The 16,328-nt window shown below is 62.7% G+C and carries 12 protein-coding genes; 6 read left to right on the forward strand and 6 right to left on the reverse strand.

Annotation, left to right across the window (positions count from 1 at the left end; all coding sequences use genetic code 11):
• Window positions 1-81 precede the first annotated feature (81 nt).
• The 3 genes from gabT to ACOVQ0_RS14085 are packed head-to-tail and all read right to left on the reverse strand — an operon-like array spanning window position 82 to window position 4,025.
• Window positions 82-1,380: a 4-aminobutyrate--2-oxoglutarate transaminase gene (gene gabT / locus ACOVQ0_RS14075; RefSeq protein ID WP_421885569.1), complete on the reverse strand. Its 1,299-nt coding sequence runs from the start codon at window positions 1,378-1,380 to the stop codon at window positions 82-84.
• Window positions 1,377-2,789: an NAD-dependent succinate-semialdehyde dehydrogenase gene (locus ACOVQ0_RS14080; protein WP_421885572.1), complete on the reverse strand. Its 1,413-nt coding sequence runs from the start codon at window positions 2,787-2,789 to the stop codon at window positions 1,377-1,379. Before ACOVQ0_RS14080 ends, gabT begins: the two co-directional genes overlap by 4 nt.
• 15 nt (window positions 2,790-2,804) lie before the next feature.
• Window positions 2,805-4,025 carry a hypothetical protein gene (locus ACOVQ0_RS14085; protein ID WP_421885574.1) on the reverse strand — a complete coding sequence of 407 codons (1,221 nt, stop codon included), beginning with the start codon at window positions 4,023-4,025 and terminating at the stop codon, window positions 2,805-2,807.
• Window positions 4,026-4,268: 243 nt separating this feature from the next.
• On the opposite strand from ACOVQ0_RS14085, the gene qhpR reads away from it, so the two are divergent.
• Both qhpR and ACOVQ0_RS14095 read left to right on the forward strand, forming a co-directional pair.
• Window positions 4,269-5,288 carry an AraC-like transcriptional regulator QhpR gene (qhpR, locus tag ACOVQ0_RS14090; RefSeq protein WP_421885576.1) on the forward strand — a complete coding sequence of 340 codons (1,020 nt, stop codon included), beginning with the start codon at window positions 4,269-4,271 and terminating at the stop codon, window positions 5,286-5,288.
• A gap of 18 nt (window positions 5,289-5,306) precedes the next feature.
• Window positions 5,307-6,149, forward strand: a complete 843-nt coding sequence (locus tag ACOVQ0_RS14095; protein ID WP_421885579.1) for a type 1 glutamine amidotransferase — start codon at window positions 5,307-5,309, stop codon at window positions 6,147-6,149.
• A gap of 89 nt (window positions 6,150-6,238) precedes the next feature.
• On the opposite strand, the gene ACOVQ0_RS14100 is transcribed toward ACOVQ0_RS14095, so the two are convergent.
• A complete protein-coding gene (locus tag ACOVQ0_RS14100) occupies window positions 6,239-7,090 on the reverse strand; it encodes a 3,4-dihydroxyphenylacetate 2,3-dioxygenase (RefSeq protein ID WP_421885583.1) in 852 nt (283 codons plus the stop codon).
• Window positions 7,091-7,236: 146 nt separating this feature from the next.
• Between ACOVQ0_RS14100 and ACOVQ0_RS14105 the strand changes: the two genes are divergently transcribed.
• The 4 genes from ACOVQ0_RS14105 to ACOVQ0_RS14120 all read left to right on the forward strand — a co-directional run bounded on the left by ACOVQ0_RS14105 (window position 7,237) and on the right by ACOVQ0_RS14120 (window position 12,579).
• On the forward strand, window positions 7,237-8,502 hold the full coding sequence (locus tag ACOVQ0_RS14105) for a cytochrome P450 (protein ID WP_421885585.1): 1,266 nt from the start codon (window positions 7,237-7,239) through the stop codon (window positions 8,500-8,502).
• A 61-nt stretch (window positions 8,503-8,563) separates the two neighbouring features.
• Complete coding sequence (locus ACOVQ0_RS14110) at window positions 8,564-9,880, forward strand: glutamine synthetase (protein ID WP_421885588.1); 1,317 nt, start codon at window positions 8,564-8,566, stop codon at window positions 9,878-9,880.
• A gap of 7 nt (window positions 9,881-9,887) precedes the next feature.
• Entirely contained in the window at window positions 9,888-11,354 is a 1,467-nt protein-coding gene (locus ACOVQ0_RS14115; RefSeq protein WP_421885591.1) for an aldehyde dehydrogenase, read from the forward strand.
• 64 nt (window positions 11,355-11,418) lie between these two features.
• Complete coding sequence (locus tag ACOVQ0_RS14120; RefSeq protein ID WP_421885593.1) at window positions 11,419-12,579, forward strand: helix-turn-helix transcriptional regulator; 1,161 nt, start codon at window positions 11,419-11,421, stop codon at window positions 12,577-12,579.
• Here the strand turns inward: ACOVQ0_RS14120 and ACOVQ0_RS14125 are convergent.
• Together ACOVQ0_RS14125 and ACOVQ0_RS14130 are read right to left on the reverse strand one after the other, a co-directional pair.
• Window positions 12,551-13,825: a serine hydrolase domain-containing protein gene (locus ACOVQ0_RS14125; protein ID WP_421885596.1), complete on the reverse strand. Its 1,275-nt coding sequence runs from the start codon at window positions 13,823-13,825 to the stop codon at window positions 12,551-12,553. The two genes, ACOVQ0_RS14120 and ACOVQ0_RS14125, sit on opposite strands and share 29 nt — an antisense overlap.
• Window positions 13,826-13,856: 31 nt before the next feature.
• Complete coding sequence (locus tag ACOVQ0_RS14130) at window positions 13,857-16,178, reverse strand: TonB-dependent receptor (protein WP_421885599.1); 2,322 nt, start codon at window positions 16,176-16,178, stop codon at window positions 13,857-13,859.
• Window positions 16,179-16,328: the final 150 nt, after the last annotated feature.

The raw sequence follows: 16,328 nt of genomic DNA on the forward strand, positions 1-16,328 counted from the left end.
CGCCGGCGGGGCCGGTCCCTTGTCATTGGCGACATGCAAGGTGCGTCCTGGCCTTGCATGTCGCTTGCCTTATCCGGCCAATCAGCCGCCGACCGCCCGCCTTATCACGCCCTCCAGCTTGTCCAGCGCTTCATCCAGCAGCGCATCGGGCATGGTCAGCGCGGGCAGGAACCGCACCACATTGCCGCGCAGCCCGCACGACAGCAGCAACAATCCGTCCTTCGCCCCGTCCTGCACGATCGCGCGGGTCAGATCGGGATCGGGCCGCGACGCATCGCCATCGTGGACCAGTTCCAGTGCAATCATCGCACCCGGTCCCCGCACATCGCCGATGGCCGCAATGCCGCCATCGCGAAGACCGCGCAGCCGCGCCTTGATCCGGTCACCGATCTCAACCGCCCGCGCGCAAAGGTTCTCCTCTGCAATCACGTCCAGCACGGCAAGCCCCGCCGCGCAGCCCAGCGGTGATCCGCCATAGGTGCCGCCAAGGCCGCCGGGATCGGGCGCGTCCATGATATCGGCCTTGCCCATCACGCCCGATATCGGGAAGCCGCCCGCCATCGCCTTGGCCACGGTCATCAGGTCCGGCGTCACGCCGGTCGCCTCGCGCACCCAGTCCATCGCGAACATGCGCCCCGTGCGCGCAAAGCCGGCCTGCACCTCGTCTGCGATCAGCAGGATGCCGTGGCGGTCGCAGATTTCGCGCAGCGCTTTGAAAAAGGCATAGGACGCGGTGTAGAAACCGCCTTCGCCCAGCACCGGCTCCAGCACGATGGCCGCCACTGCCGACGGCTCTATGGCCGAAGCGAAAAGCGCCTCGATCCCCGCCACGGCCTGTTCTTCCGAAAAGCCGTGATAGGGGATGGGAAAGCGCGTGTGGAACACATCACCCGGCAACGGCCCGAACTTTGCCTTGTATGGCAAGACCTTGCCGGTCATCGCCAGGGTCAGCAGCGTGCGCCCGTGATAGCCGCCCTGAAAGGTGATGATCCCGCGCCGCCCGGTGTGCGCACGGGCGATTTTCACCGCATTCTCCAGCGCTTCGGCACCGGTGGTAAAAAAGATCGATTTCACCGGCCCGTCGATTGGCGCGATGGCATTCAGCTTTTCGGCCAGTTCAATGTAGTTTTCGTAAGGCGTGACCTGAAACGAGCAGTGCGAAAACGCATCAAGCTGCCGCTGCACCGCAGCGATTACGCGCGGGTGGCCGTGGCCGGTGTTGCACACGGCAATGCCGGTGGCAAAATCGATGTAGCGGTTGCCTTCGGCGTCGAACGCCTCGGCATTGTCGCCCCGCGCGAAAAAGCGCTGGTGCATGGAACCCACGCCGCGCGGCACGGCGGCTTCACGGCGGGACCAGAGTTCGGCGTTAGTGGTCATCGGTCGATGCCTCCCATCAGGCAATATTTGAGTTCGAGGTATTCATCGAGGCCGTGGCGCGATCCTTCGCGGCCCAGCCCGGAATGCTTGATCCCGCCAAACGGCGCGACTTCGGTTGAGATGATCCCGTCATTCACGCCGACCATCCCGTATTCGAGCGCTTCCATCACGCGCCAGATCCGGCCCATGTCGCGGGCGTAGAAATAGGCGGCGAGGCCAAAGGGCGTGTCGTTGGCGATGCGGATCGCATCCGCCTCATCGACAAAGCGGATCACCGGCACGACGGGACCGAATATCTCGGCAGAGGCTACCGCCATGTCCGGCCTCACACCGGTCAGGATCGTCGGTTCGAAAAAGCCTGCGCCCGCGTCCGACTGTTTGCCCCCGCTGATGACGCTGGCCCCGGCCTTCCGCGCCGCGCCAACCAGTTCGCGCACTTTGCCCACCGCAGCGCGATTGATCAGCGGTCCGATGGTGACGCCCGATGCAGCGCCATCGCCCACCACCAGCCCCGCCACACGCTCCGCCACTTTGGCAACGAAGGCATCGTGCACGCCGTCTTGCACCAGAATGCGGTTGGCGCAGACGCAGGTCTGCCCGGCATTGCGGAATTTCGAAGCCATCAGTCCATCGACCGCCGCATCCAGATCGGCATCATCGAATACGATGAACGGCGCGTTCCCGCCCAGTTCAAGGCTCAACCGCGTGACGTTTGCCGCTGCCTGTTCCATCAGGATCTGGCCGACGCGGGTGGAGCCGGTGAAGCTCAGCTTGCGCACCAGCGGATGGGTGCAGAACAATGTGCCCACGCCCGCCGGATCATCAGTGGGCGCAATGCGAAAGAGGTCCGCGGGGATGCCTGCCTCATGCGCCAGCACCTCAAGCGCCAGCGCGGACAGCGGCGTCGCCTCGGCCGGCTTGACCACCATCGCGCATCCGGCGGCCAGCGCGGGCGCAACCTTGCGGGTGATCATTGCGATGGGGAAATTCCAGGGCGTGATCGCGGCACAGGTGCCCACCGCCTGCCGGATCGTCAGCACCCGCTTGCCGGGGGCGAAAGTGGGAATCGTCTCGCCATAGGCGCGCTTGCCCTCTTCGGCGAACCATTCGATGAACGCCGCACCATAGGCCACTTCGCCGCGCGCCTCGGCCAGCGGCTTGCCGCTTTCCGCTGTCACAAGCGCGGCAAGATCGTCCTGCCGCGCCATGATCAGGTCATGCCAGCGCCGCAGCACCACGGCGCGATCCTTTGCCGTGCGCGCCGCCCATACCGGGCGCGCGGCATCGGCGCGTTCGATCAACCCTGCAATCTCCTCAGGCGAATAGGATCGGACGGTTGCGATGCGGTTTTCGGTGGCAGGATTGAGCACATCAAGGCCCTCCCCCGCAGCAAGCGTGGCAAAAAGCATGGAAATTCCGTTTGTTCAGGATGAAAAAGGTGTGGGCGATCCCGCCGTGCTGCTGGCCGCCAGCAGCAGGGCGTGTTTGCGCATGGGCAATTGCAGCAACAGGAAGCTGGCAATGAACAGGGCGATGCACACCGCCAGCACCGCGCCATAACCGCTGCCATCCATAAGCCGCGCGGCGATCAACGGCCCTCCGCCCAGCCCACTCATCTGCATGGCAATGGCCAGCGCCATCATGCGCCCGCTGGTGTCGAAATCGCAGATACGACCAAGGATAAATGGCAGCACGAAGTTCCACAGCACGTTGAAGCCGCAGACTCCCAGCGTGAACAGCAGGACCGATGGATGGCCCAGCAGCAATGCGATGCTGGCCGCTCCGGCCAGAATGCCAAAGGCGATGGCCCTGTTGCGATTGAGCTTCGTTGCCAGAAACACCGAAGCGAGCGCGCCACCGATGGCAGTCACTTGCGAAAGGAACAGGCCATCGGCCACCTGCTGTTCGGCAATTCCTGCACCGATGCCCACAAGGAACAGCACCGCCCAGGCGATCCCCTGCGCCAGATTATACGCCAGCACGCCTGCCAGCGCGACCGCCAGCAACGGGGGCGAAAGCTGCCGCGCTTCGGGGTTTGCCATCGCTTCGGCCACATAGGCGCGCGGCACCAACGGAATGGTCACAGCCGCGATGGCCGATAGCACGGCAAAGATGCCGAACAGCCCCTTGAAGCCGATGGCATCGAGAATTGCAGGCAACTGCCACAGCGTAAACGCCCCATAGGTCAGCAGAAGCACCAGATAGAGCGCGACGTTGCGCTCGGTCCGCCGCGTCACACCTACGAACGTGAAGCTGATTGATATGATCGTGCCTTCGCCCACGCCGGAAACGAACCGCGACAGTGCAAAAAGCGCCTCGCCGCCAAAGGCTGATCCGGCATTGCCCGCCACCGCCGCGCCAAGGCCGAATGCCACGATATGACGCCAGTCGATCCTGCCGCCCAGGAAAGCGAGTGCGATGGCGGCAAGGGCCACGCCCAGCATTTCTATCCCGGCAAGGTCCACCGCCGCCGGTTCCGAAAGGCCCATTTCGGTCACGAAGCCCTGCACCAGCCCCGGCTGGATGATGAACGACAGGACGCCGATGGTGCCCAGAACGATGGCACTGGCCACCGCAGGCCACCCGTTCACGTCCGCAAGGCTTTTGCCTCCGGCGTCGGATAGGGAACTCGTCAGGCTGGGCATTCGCAAGAACCTTCCACCGCCGGGATCGACCTTTCCGCAAAAGGTCCGGCAGGGAAACAGGATTCCACGATGCGACCGTCCCCGCTTGGCAGGAGCGGTCAACCACCACCCTTTTTGACTGTCGCCAACACCAAGACACTTTTGATCAATTTACGATCGTTTTGATCAATATCTGAAGCGAACGAATCGATACGCTCCCAAAACAACGAGAATGTCGGGCATCATGCCGACCGGGGAGAATTGATGATGTCGCAAGCGACTGTGCGCACGGCTGCGCTCGATGGCTGGGACGGTATTCTGGCTGGCAGGGCGTCAACAGCGCTTGCCTTGCCCGGCGTGGCGCAACCCTGCGCGGCGATGCCTACAGCGCCCTCCACTTCGATGCCTTTAGCCGAATTTGTCCGTTTCTCCGAAGACGTGGTGCGCGAAACCCGCGATGTTGCCGTGCCCTGGCTGGCTGGTGTCCACTACGATCTAGGCTCACTCGGCCCCATCGGTACCGCCGTCAATTCCGCGGGCAAAGTCGGCACGGCATTGCGCCGCCTTGTCGACTTCTTCGCGCTGCTGCAGGATTGCACCGACATCAGGCTTGAACGCGAAGACGATATGGCTGCGGTCAGCTATCGCATTCTCGATCCCGACATATGGCCACGCCATCATGACGCCATGTTCTCGCTGGGGATCATCGGGCAGATCATCAAGCGCGGCACACGCGGCACGTGGGACAAAATCGAATTCGCGTTCGAAGCCGATGCGCACGAAATGCGCGGCGATATCGGCAAGGTTCTGCGTGCGCCCTGCACGTTCGGCGCAGACAGCAACCAGATCCGCTTTCCCGCGCAGATGCTCGACCTTGCTTTGCCGCCATCGGGCGGGCCGGAAGCGGACATGAAGCGGTTGTCGGGCGAAATCGTCACTCTGCGCCGCCGCACGCCGCTTGTCGAAAGGTTGGCGCAAGTGGTGTTCCGCGATCTCAACAGCCACACCATCGAACAGGACCGCATCGCGCGCGAAATCGGCATGTCCAGCCGCACCATGCGCCGCAAGCTGGCCGAGGAAGGCAGTTCTTTCCAGCAGGTGCTGGACGAATGCCGGATGCGGCAGGCGGTGTTCGAATTTCGCACCCGGCCCGACCTTTCGATCGCGCAGATCGCGCTGCGGCTGGGCTATGCCGAACACAGCAACTTCACGCGCGCGTTCCATCGCTGGAGCGGCATTTCGCCTCACGCCTTCCGCGCCCGCCTCGCCCAGACTTCGCACTGAAAACAAGAGAACGATCCCATGACCCGACTTCTGCTGCTTGAAGGAAACACCGCCGAAAAGCGGGCCAAAGGCCGCGAACTGGGCGTCCGCAGTTCAAGCGAAATCTATGCCGAGGCCATCGCCGCGCATTTCCCGCAGATCGAACTCGATGTGCTGAACGGCGCTGACGAGGGTGAGGAAATTCCGCAGGGACGGCGCTGGGCCGATTACGCCGGGTTCGTCGTCACCGGCTCGTCGCTTCACGCCTATGACGCAGACTTTGCGGTTACCAACCAGATCGCGCTGATCCGGGAAGCGGCGGACAATGGCCTGCCGATTTTCGGTTCGTGCTGGGGCCTGCAGATCGCCGTCATGGCGGCGGGCGGCGAAGTGGCTTTCAATCCACGGGGCCGCGAGGTGGGCTTTGCCCGCAAGATCGCGCTGAACGATGCGGGCCTTGCCCATCCGATGTTCCGCGCCAAACCCTGCGTTTTCGATGCGCCCTGCATCCACTACGATGAAGTGGTGCAAATGCCCGCCGGGGCAACGCTGCTGGCATCCAACAGCCACAGCACGGTTCAGGCCGCCGTCATTCCGCTGGGCCAAAGCGAGGTCTGGGCGGTGCAGTATCACCCCGAGTTCGACCTTGCCCAACTGGTGCAGCTCTACACGCTCTATGCCGATGACATGATTGTGCAGGGCTTCTTTGCGGACGAGGCGGAACTGGTGTCATACCGTGAAAAGATTGCCCGTCTGGCCGGTGATCCGGCGCAGGCAGGGCTTGCCTGGCAGCTGGGGATTGATGGCGATATCATCGATCCGAAACAGCGCGCGGCAGAGATCATTGCCTGGGTCGAAACGCAAATCCTGAAGTGCACCTAGATGCACCTAGCTGCACCAAGACGCACCTAAATAACGGAAAAGGGGGCCTTTCGGCCCCCTTGCTGCATCCTGATCGAACGTCCTCCCGGTCAATCGAACCACACATGAACCTGACTGGTGCCGGTGGCATTTTCATAGTCCGAAAACTGCCGCCCTTTTGCCTTCCAATCCCGTCCGCCGCACGCCGCCGCCATCATCAGGTAATGCCCGAACCGCGCTTCGGGTACGTGGCGCAGATATTCCGGCATGGTATCGATCACCGCCGCGTGGTTTCCCTCGGCGAACCAGCGCAGGCGCTCCAGATCGGCCTCCCGCGCTTCGGGGCTGGAAATGTGAATGGGATCAGAGGCTTCGTGCAGGGGTATCTGCTTGAACGGCCAGAAGCGGTGGCTCATCGATCCGCTGGCGATCAGCACCACCCGCTTGTCGGATTCCCGGATTGCGCGTCCGATGCCCTCGCCCACTTTCAGGAAATCGTCCGGCTCCCCTGAATAGGCGTGGCTGACCGATACCCACTCCTCCTCACCCTGCAGAAAAGTTGAAAGGTTTACAGTGGGATAGTGGATCGGCAGCCAGGGATCATCGATCGCCGTGGTGCGGACTCCGGCCTCGGTCGCCCGCTCTGCCATTGCGTGGGCCAGCGCGGGGCTGCCTTTGAGGTCATAGGGAATCTGCTTCATCCCGCGCGGCAGTTCGTCGGAAGTATAAAGCCCGGCGCGGCGGCTGTGCGCGGCGATGCAGAATTCCACGATGGTGTACCAGTGCGTATCGAACAGCACGATGGTATCGGGCTTCAGCACGTCCAACACTTCGCTTTTCAGCCGGTGCAGGCCCGGAACGAGGCTGATTTCCTTGCCTTCGTTCAATTCGTAGCGATCTTCCTTCGACATCATGATGGTCGGCGCATGTGCGACGATGCCGGCTCCGATGATCTCGCCCATATTCCCAGCGTTCCTTTTCCGTAAGGCCGCCGATTCCAATAGGCGCAAGTCCGGCCGACCTGAATAGCCCCCCTCCAGTCTGTCCGCTTAAGCCAAGTCCCCCTGCCCCCGCCGGGACTAGCACCGCATCAGGACTGGAGGACCAGATGCAATTTCCCTTCTCGCGCTCGACCGACCCGAACGTCGATCTTTCATCACTGGATGCGTTCAACGAAGGCGCGCCGTTTGCCACGTTCGACCGGATGCGCCGCGAAGATCCGATGGCATGGAGCGAAATGGTCAATGGCGACCGGGGCTTCTGGTCGGTCACGCGCCATGCCGATCTGCTGGAACTGAACCGGCAGGCGGACCTTCTTTCATCGGCCAAGGGCATCCGCATGGAGGACCAGACCGAAGAGGAATACGAAGCGCGCAAGACCTTTCAGGAAACCGACGCCCCGCACCATCGCGGTTTCCGCGCGCTGGCTTCCAAGGCCTTTTCCAAAAGCACCGTGGCGGGTTTTGAAGACCAGATCCGCAAGATCGTGACCGACCTGCTCGACGTGGCGCTGGAGGAAGGGGAGTTTGACGCGGTTGACCGGATCGCCCGCCGGTTGCCGATGCAGATGCTGGCACAGATCATGGGCGTGCCGCAGGAAGACGGGCCGTGGCTGGTGGAAAAAGGCGATGCGCTGATTTCCAATTCCGACCCGGACTACACCGATTTCGTGGTCGATCAGGTCGATACCGATGCCTACCGCATGTTGCCGTTCCGGTCGCCCGCAGCGATGGAACTGTTCGACTATGCCAACGGCCTGCTTGATCGCATGGACGCAGGTGAACAGATCGGCGTGCTGAATCTTGTGCGCGAACCGACCAGCACCGGCGCGCGGATGGGCCGCGACGAGTTCCGCAACTTCTTCTGCCTGCTCGTGGCAGCAGGCAACGACACCACCCGCTATTCGATCTCGGCCACGATCCACGCGCTGGCTAACAACCCGCATCTGTTGCAGGCGCTGAGGGATGGGGCGTTTGCAAGCTGGGAAGCGGCGGCAGACGAAATGATCCGCTACGCTTCGCCCACCACCCATTTCCGGCGCACCGCCACGCGCGATTTCACCTTCCATGATCGGCAGGTGAAGGCGGGCGACAAGGTGCTTCTGTGGTTCCTTTCCGGCAACCGCGACGAGACGGCCATTGCCGATTCCTATACCATCGATCTGCAGCGCGCGCGCAATCCGTTCCTGTCGTTCGGCCAGGGCGGGCCGCACATCTGTCTGGGCATGTGGCTGGCGAAGCTGGAAGTGGCCATCGTGATGCAGGAACTGGCCAAGCGGCTTTCGAGCATCGAGCAGATGGCGGACCACAGCTATCTGCGATCCAACTTCATCCACGGCATCAAGCATTTGCCGGTCCGCGTCATCGCGCGCTGAACACCATCCAGATGGACCGCCCACGAAAGAGCCGGGTGGCCTGGGGAGAACCATGAACACCATGTCAAAGATCGACTCATCGCGCATTCACGACGGGACGGCGAGCCGGTGCCGGGTGCTGTTTGCGGATCAGCTTAATCTTGCGCGCGGCAAATATGTGCCGATGGCGGATGCGGCCAAAGGGCACACGCGCATGTGCGTGGGCACTTTTGCGGTGACCTATGACAAGGCGATGGTCGCCGCGCCCGGTGGCGGGATGCTGGATGGCCTGCCCGACATGGAAATGGTGTTCGATCCGCAGGACCTGCGCCCTTCATGGGACAGCGGCACGCAGATCGCGCTGGGATCGCTGCGGTTCAAGGGTGAACCTTTTGCCCTGTGCGGCCGCAGCGCGCTGCAACGCGCCATCGATGCGTGGCGCGCACTCGGGCTGGACCCGATGGTGGGCGTGGAAATGGAAGCCTATATCTTCCAACGCGGCGCGAACGGGGAATGGGTGCCCTATGATACGCCGGGTGCCTATGTCTATGGCACCGGGCCGTTTGCCGATCCTGCCGGACTGATCGACGAAATATGGGCAACGGCAGCGGCCTGCGGCATTCCGGTAGAATCGATGAACGCCGAATTCGACGCGCCGCAGTTCGAACTGACGCTGCGTTATGCCGATGCGATGAAGGCCGCCGACGACGCCTTCCTGTTCCGGCAGATGGCGCGCGAAGTGCTGTACAAGCGCGGATACCTGCTTTCTTTCCTGCCCAAACCCTTTGCCGACAAGGCGGGCAGCGGGCTGCATTTCAACCTGAGCTTCAACCGTCCCGACGGCAGCAACGTGTTTGCCAACGACGTGGCCAGCGGCACGCTTTCCCCAGAGATGAAAGGCTGCATCGCTGGGCTGATCCACCACCATGAAGCACTGGCGGCGATCATGGCACCGATCACCAACAGCTATGCCCGGCTGCAGCCCGGCAGCCTTTCGGGCTATTGGGCCAACTGGGGTATCGATCATCGTTCGGTCACCGTGCGCGTTTCAGCCGAAACCGGCCCTGCCGCCCGCATCGAACATCGCATGGCCGATTGTGCCGCCAGCCCTTACTTCGCGCTTGCCGCCATGTTGCAGGCAGCGCTGCTGGGGCTGGAAAACGGCTATGACCTGCCCGCGCCCGAAACCAACGACGGGCTGGAAACCATCAACACCGATCGCCACACGCCGTACAGCCTTGCCCATGCGCTTGACGCGCTGGAGGCGGACACCGTGCTGGCACACGCGGTCGGCCCCGAGATGATCGCCAATTTCATCGCCATCAAGCGCGATGAAGTGAAGATCGTTTCAGACAGGGCCGACGCCGATCAGCTTGCCTATTACCTGCACTATATCTGAGGTCATCATGCGCGAACGCATCGACATTGCCGGCATTTCCGTTTCGCCCGATCACTTCATCGGGGGCAAGCGCGTGTCATCGCCCTATACCTTCGAAACGCGCTGTCCGTTCGACTGGTCATGGAAACTAGCCGACATCTCACGCGGAACGGTGACCACCGCCGCGCAGGCCGCGCAGGCCGCGACCGATGCCTTTCCGGCGTGGGCCGCGCTTTCGGCTGCGGAACGCGGCGTGTATCTGCACCGTCTGGCCGACCTGATCGAAGCCAATGTGGAAAAGCTGGCAACGGTCGAATGCCTCGACATGGGCATGTTGCTGGAAAGCCTGCGTCTGCGCGTAATTCTGCGGGGCGCGGCCAATTTCCGCAACTACGCCGATCTGGCGACAGAGCATCAGGAGCGCGTGTGGTCATCGCGCGGCACTCTGAACCGCGTGATCCGTATGCCCGCAGGCCCCGCCCTGATCATCACGCCGTGGAACGCGCCCTTCATGCTTTCCACATGGAAGTGCGCACCCGCGCTGGCCGCTGGCAATACCGTGATCCTGAAGCCGGCGGACTGGTCCCCGCTTTCGGCCTCAGTGCTGGCCGACCTGATCGATGAAGCGGGCTTTCCGGCGGGCGTGTTCAACATCGTCCAGGGGCTTGGCGCGGAACTGGGCAATGCGCTGACATCGGACCCGCGCATCAAGCGCATCAGCTTTACCGGCAGCGTGCCCACGGCGCGCGTGATCGGCAAGGCGGCGGCAGAAAACATCGTGCCGTTCACTGCCGAACTTGGCGGCAAATCGCCTTTGCTGGTCTTTGCCGATGCCGATATCGATGCGGCGGCAAAGAAAGCCGCAGGGCAGTTTGATGACAGCGGCCAGGTGTGCATGGCGGGCACCCGCATCATCGTGGAAGAAAGCGTGAAGGACGAGTTCCTCGAAAAGTTCCACGCCTATACCGACGCGCACGTGATGGGTGACAGCCGCGATGGCAAGACCACCATGTCTGCCCTGATCCACCCCATCCATGTCGAACGGGTGCTTGGCTTCATCGAACGCGCCCGCGCCGCTGGCGATACGATCGTGCGGGGCGGGAAGCTGTGGAAGGAAGGCGCGAACTGGATCGAGCCGACGCTGATCGTTCCCCGCAGCAACGACAGCGAAGTGGTGCAGAGCGAAGTGTTCGGTCCGGTGCTGACCTTCCAGACATTTCGCGACGAGGCCGAGGGCGTGGCGCTGGCCAACTCCACCGCCTATGGTCTTTCCGGCATCGTCTACACCGGCAGCGCGGAACGCGCGGAGCGCGTGGGGCGTGCGGTGCGCGGCGGCACGGTGTGGATCAACACTTTCCTCGTGCGCGATCTGACGGCCCCGTTTGGCGGTGTGGGCATTTCAGGGATCGGGCGCGAAGGTGGCGATTATGCGCTGGATTTCCATTCGGATCTGAAGACGCTGCAGATACTGGAAGGGTCTGTTCGGGCAGATTGAGTTGCTGGCTTGCCCTTCCCTGCGGACCATATCATGATCAGACCGGTTCGCATGGGAGGGCGGCATGGCGCTGAATGTCGATGAAGGGCTGCTGGGACAGCTGTATCGCACGCCCGAATGCGAGACGGCATGGCTGCCGCTGCTGGACGAGCTTTGCGCGCGGTTTGGCGTGCGCAATGCGGCGGTGCAGTTGCTGCGGTCGCGCGGGGATCGGCTGCATCAGATGTGGATGGTGCGTGACAGCTATTCCGTTTCGCAGGCCTGTGCCCATGATCGCTGGCTGGCAGAACCCGGCAATCTGCGCCTGAGCCGCCCCGGCACTTATCCGCCGCCACCGATCAGCAGCGACGCGCGCATTTTTGGTGATGATCCCAAAGCGCTGCAGGCGGTCCATGCGGGGCTTGCCTCGATTGGTCTGGGTGCGGGGTTCTGGACGAGTTTCCCGGTCGATGGCGGCCGTCACGTTACGATGATCCTGCACCGTGATGCCGGGGACCATCGCGATATCCAGGAAGCGGAGGAAGCCTTTTTGCAGGCGTTCCTGCCGCACTTGCGCCAATCACTTCACCTTTCGGCCCGGCTGCGCGATCTGACCGACGCTGCGGACCGGTTTCGCGCCGCCGCCGATGCGGTGGACAGCGCGATGCTGCTGTGTGACGAGGATCTGCGCATCGAATGGTGCAATGACGCCGCGCAGGCGATGCTTGCCGCTTCGCCACAACTTTCGATCCGGCAGGGGCGGTTGTGGAGCGCATCTGGCACGGCAATGAAGGCCTTGCGCGATCTGGTGCATCGGCAGCTTGATTATCAATCGGCGGATGGCCTGATCGTATTGGGTCAACCAGCCCTGATGCCGCTGCATGTGCGCACAGCAGGCGTGCGCCGCCATGTCTATGCCGACGATATGGCCGTGCTGTTGCTTGCCGAGCCTGAGCGTGTGCGACTGCCATCAAGCACCGATCTGATGCAGTTGTTCGGTTTGACGCGGGCCGAAGCGCAGCTTGCCGCCGCGCTGGCGGCGGGCGAAACGGTGCGCAGCATCGCCGGACAGCGCGGCACGACCGAAGGCACCGTGCGCGTGCAATTGAAGCAGGTTCTGGCCAAGACCGGTGCGGGACGGCAATCCGATCTGGTGCGCATGATCTTTCAGTCGGTGGCGATGCAGGGACGGATTGCCCGCCCCTGCGCATTGGACATCAACCCCGCCAGTTCACCAGCGTCTTGAAATAGGCCAGCGTCTCTTCCAGCGCGCGATCGCCATCGGGGCTGCCTTCGGGCGGGAAGTAGCTGAGCTTGACGATGACCGTGCGGGTGGCGGGGTGGATGTAAATGAACTGCCCCTGCAGGCCCAGCGCCATGTAGGCACCGGTATCGTCCAGCGTCCAGACCTGAAAGCCGTAGCCGGAACGCGCGAAGGGGCTGGTGACATCTGCCGGAACCGGCGGCGCACCGGCATCGGCGTTGGAGGTTATGGTGGTAGCCTGCCGCACCCAATCGGCGGGTAGCACCTGCTTTCCGTTGAACCTGCCCTGATCCAGCATCATCTGCCCAAGCCGCGCGAAATCGCGCAGCGTGGCGTTATAGCCCATACCGCTCAATTCGCGGCCCGTGCCCGCCGGACCATCGGCCATCCAGAAGCCATAGGACTCCATGCCCATCGGCTGCCACAGCACGCGGCTGGTGTATTCGGACAGGGGCTGCTTCGTTGCCCGTTCCAGAATCCAGCCGAGCACCGAGGTATCGAGCGTGGAATAGTTGAAATGGCTGCCCGGTGCCCACTTGCGGCGGACCTGGGTGGCCGTATCGGCGAAGCGTTCGGTATTGGCGACGATGGCGTTGAGGAAGATCTTCGCGGCCATGCTGGGGTTGTCGCCGAAATCGTAGCGCTCCTCATAATCCACGCCCGAACGCATCTGCAGCAACTGGCGGATCGTCACCCCGTCATAACCGCTGCCTTTGAGTTCGGGCACATAGTCTGTCGCCTTCTGGTCTATCGACTTGATAGAGCCGTCAGCCACGGCAGCCCCTACCAGCATCGCCGTGATCGATTTGGCCATCGAGAACGAGATATAGTGCGTGCGGTCATCGGTGTTATTGCGATAGCTTTCGTGCAGGATCTTGCCATCGCGCATGACGAGGAAGGCGTTGGTGAAGGTGCGATCCTCCCACGCATCGGCGGTCATCGTCTTCCCGGCGATGGTGGCGGCAGGCAGAGCCGTTTCTACCTTGGCAAGTGCGGCCACAGGGCCAGACCTTGCGACAGGACGGGTCTGGAACAAGTGCTCGATCGAATGGAACACCAGCATGTTCTGCGGCGCGTCCAGCATATGCTGGCGCACAGCGCGCAGGCCGGGCGGGACCGAACCATCGGGCAGGACATGCGGCGCGGCGGTTTGCGCCGTGGCGGGCGCTGTCGGCAGGGACAGCGCCGCTGCGGCAGCGGTGAGGAGCAAAAGATTGCGTCGAAGCATTTCAGGAAACCTCTTCAGGAAAATCAGACGGTTATTGGCGCACCAGCATGGTCAGACCGAACGTGCGGGGGCGCAGGGAAATGTTGCGATAGGAACCCACGCCGGACACCTGGATCGAGCGTGAAAGGATCGCGCTGTCGTTGGTCAGGTTATCGACGAATGCCGAGATGTCAGCCGGTCCCTGACGGAAGCCCATGCGCAGGCTGGCGAAGTTGAGTTCGGGCGTGCGGATTGCGCCGGGATCGTAGGAGTTGGTGCGCGGATCGGTGACAGTCGTGATCTTGCCCCGGCTCTTGTACTGATAATCGCCGCGCAGATAGAGCGTGCCTTCTTCACCCAGCGATGTTTCGTAGATGCCGCCGATGGCTGCGGTCCACGGGTGAGTTTCCAGATGGTCCCCCCTCGCCGCCAGCGCACCGCCTGCCAGATCCTGCGTGAGATAGGCGTCGGTGTAGCTGAGCGTGCCATCAAGCGTAAAGCCGCCGCCCAGCTTGATTGTTGTCTGCAGATCGAAGCCCTTGCTCTTGGCCTTGCCGAGGTTGGCGGTGAACTGCGCGCCACAGTGCTGCAGGTAGACGTTCTGCTGAATGTCCTTCCAGTCGACCATGAACACGCTGGCGGCAAAGCTGGCACCAGAACCGATGCGCCCCTTTGCGCCCGCTTCATAGCTCCAGAGGCTGTCGGACTTGTAAGTGCCGGGCACATTCGAGAAGCCGTATCCGGCAAGGTCCGGCCCGCAGACCGAAAGCGGCACGGGCGCGTTGGTGCCGCCGATGCGATAGCCCTTTGCCGCCGTGGCATAGAGCAGCATGTCGGGCGTGGCCTGCCAGTTGACCGAAACCTTGGGCGTGATCGGGTTTTCCGAAACCTTCTGCGGCGTCTGCAACTGGAAACCGGAAACCGGGCCATCGAACAGCGAACTGCCTTCGAACTTCGTGTGCGAAACGCGCAGGCCCGCCGTGAATTTCAGTTCCGGCGTCAGCGCGAAAGTACCCTCGGCAAAGCCCGCGATCTGTTCGTCCGAGCCACGGCCAAAGCCGGACAGGGAATACTGGCCATCAACCAGTGGCACGCCGAAGATGAATTCGGGCGGGATACCACCGAAGATGGACGCGAAATCGGGGTCCAGCACGTCTTCTTCGAAACGCTGCACCGACTTTGCATAGAACGCACCCAGCACCCACGCCAACCGGGCATCCTTCGCGGTCGATTGCAGGCGCATTTCCTGCGTGAACGTGCGCTGATCGTTGCGCATGAAGGCTGTGGCGCGATAGTTGGGATCGATGAAGGGAACCCCGGTGAACACCGAAGGCCACAGCGTGGAATAATCGATATCCGAACTCTGATCGCGCACGTAGTAGGACGTGTTGTTGACCAGTTGCACGCTGCCGAAGTCATAGGAAATGTTCAGCGCAGGAAGATAGAACCGGTCGCGATCCGGGCTGGCGAGCGGATTTCCGCTGATGAAACGGCCTTCATCGGGGTTCGACAGGTCTTCCCAATAGACGTCGCTGTCGCTGGTAATGCGGCGCTGGTAAAACAGCGAGGGCGTGATCTCCAGCCCATCAACCGGTGCCCATTTCAGCGCGAAGCGGCCCACCTGCGTTTCGTTGCGATTGACGTTTTCGAACACCCGCCCACCAGCCAGCGCCGGATTGCCATTGGTACGATCAACCCAACCGCCATCGCGGCGGAACCACAGGCTTGCGGCAAGGCCAAGTTTGCCATCGATCAGCGGCATCGTGCCCGAAACGCCGAATTCGCCGGACGCTTCTCCGCCCTTCGTGCCCGAAAGTTCGGCCCGGCCATAGACGCGCGTGTCGGTGAGACTGGGCTGAGTGGTGATGAAACGCACGGTGCCGCCCTGCGAACCAGCGCCGAACAGCGTGCCCTGAGGGCCGCGCAGCACTTCGACGCGCTGCAGATCGAACACAGCCGGGAAGACGTTGGTGGTGGAATAACCGATCTGACGGCTCTGGATCGGCGTATCGTCGATATAGATACCGGTCGTGGCCGCGCCGACCGTGGAACTGACGCCGCGAATGGCGATGTTGCTCTGGTTGCCAAAGCCGTTTGGATCAAGCTGGATGCCCGGAGTCTGGCGGACCACGCCCGAAATGTCCTTGATGCCGCGCTGGTCGAGCGAAGTCTGGCTCAATGCCGTGACGGACTGCGGCACCTTGCTCAGCGCTTCGGCGCGACGGGTTGCGGTGACCACGATTTCGCCGGGTGCGACCGGAGCGTCAGCAGCAGCATTGCCCTGGTCCTGCGCCAATGCGGGGCTGGCCCCGAATGCTGCAATCGCCAGCGGCGCGGCGGTTGCGATCAGATGGATCGAACGCTTGATCATCATACCCTCATGCTTTGTTTTTTGGCCTGCCCGCCGCAATGCCGGGGCGAAGCAGCAGGTGCATGTTGGGTAAGCCTGCCTTCGGGGCGCCCGCGTCTACCAAATGGGATACGCGCATATTTGCGCTGCGTGGCACAGTTCGCGCACCAGACA

Source organism: Novosphingobium sp., from assembly GCF_049240505.1.
GTDB lineage: Bacteria > Pseudomonadota > Alphaproteobacteria > Sphingomonadales > Sphingomonadaceae > Novosphingobium.

What these genes read in the sequence shown, in the direction of transcription:
- gabT (WP_421885569.1), bottom strand. Translation starts at nt 1,380, where the DNA reads ATGACCACTAACGCCGAACTCTGGTCCCGCCGTGAAGCCGCCGTGCCG.
- ACOVQ0_RS14080 (WP_421885572.1), bottom strand. Translation starts at nt 2,789, where the DNA reads ATGCTTTTTGCCACGCTTGCTGCGGGGGAGGGCCTTGATGTGCTCAAT.
- ACOVQ0_RS14085 (WP_421885574.1), bottom strand. Translation starts at nt 4,025, where the DNA reads ATGCCCAGCCTGACGAGTTCCCTATCCGACGCCGGAGGCAAAAGCCTT.
- qhpR (WP_421885576.1), top strand. Translation starts at nt 4,269, where the DNA reads ATGATGTCGCAAGCGACTGTGCGCACGGCTGCGCTCGATGGCTGGGAC.
- ACOVQ0_RS14095 (WP_421885579.1), top strand. Translation starts at nt 5,307, where the DNA reads ATGACCCGACTTCTGCTGCTTGAAGGAAACACCGCCGAAAAGCGGGCC.
- ACOVQ0_RS14100 (WP_421885583.1), bottom strand. Translation starts at nt 7,090, where the DNA reads ATGGGCGAGATCATCGGAGCCGGCATCGTCGCACATGCGCCGACCATC.
- ACOVQ0_RS14105 (WP_421885585.1), top strand. Translation starts at nt 7,237, where the DNA reads ATGCAATTTCCCTTCTCGCGCTCGACCGACCCGAACGTCGATCTTTCA.
- ACOVQ0_RS14110 (WP_421885588.1), top strand. Translation starts at nt 8,564, where the DNA reads ATGTCAAAGATCGACTCATCGCGCATTCACGACGGGACGGCGAGCCGG.
- ACOVQ0_RS14115 (WP_421885591.1), top strand. Translation starts at nt 9,888, where the DNA reads ATGCGCGAACGCATCGACATTGCCGGCATTTCCGTTTCGCCCGATCAC.
- ACOVQ0_RS14120 (WP_421885593.1), top strand. Translation starts at nt 11,419, where the DNA reads ATGGCGCTGAATGTCGATGAAGGGCTGCTGGGACAGCTGTATCGCACG.
- ACOVQ0_RS14125 (WP_421885596.1), bottom strand. Translation starts at nt 13,825, where the DNA reads ATGCTTCGACGCAATCTTTTGCTCCTCACCGCTGCCGCAGCGGCGCTG.
- ACOVQ0_RS14130 (WP_421885599.1), bottom strand. Translation starts at nt 16,178, where the DNA reads ATGATGATCAAGCGTTCGATCCATCTGATCGCAACCGCCGCGCCGCTG.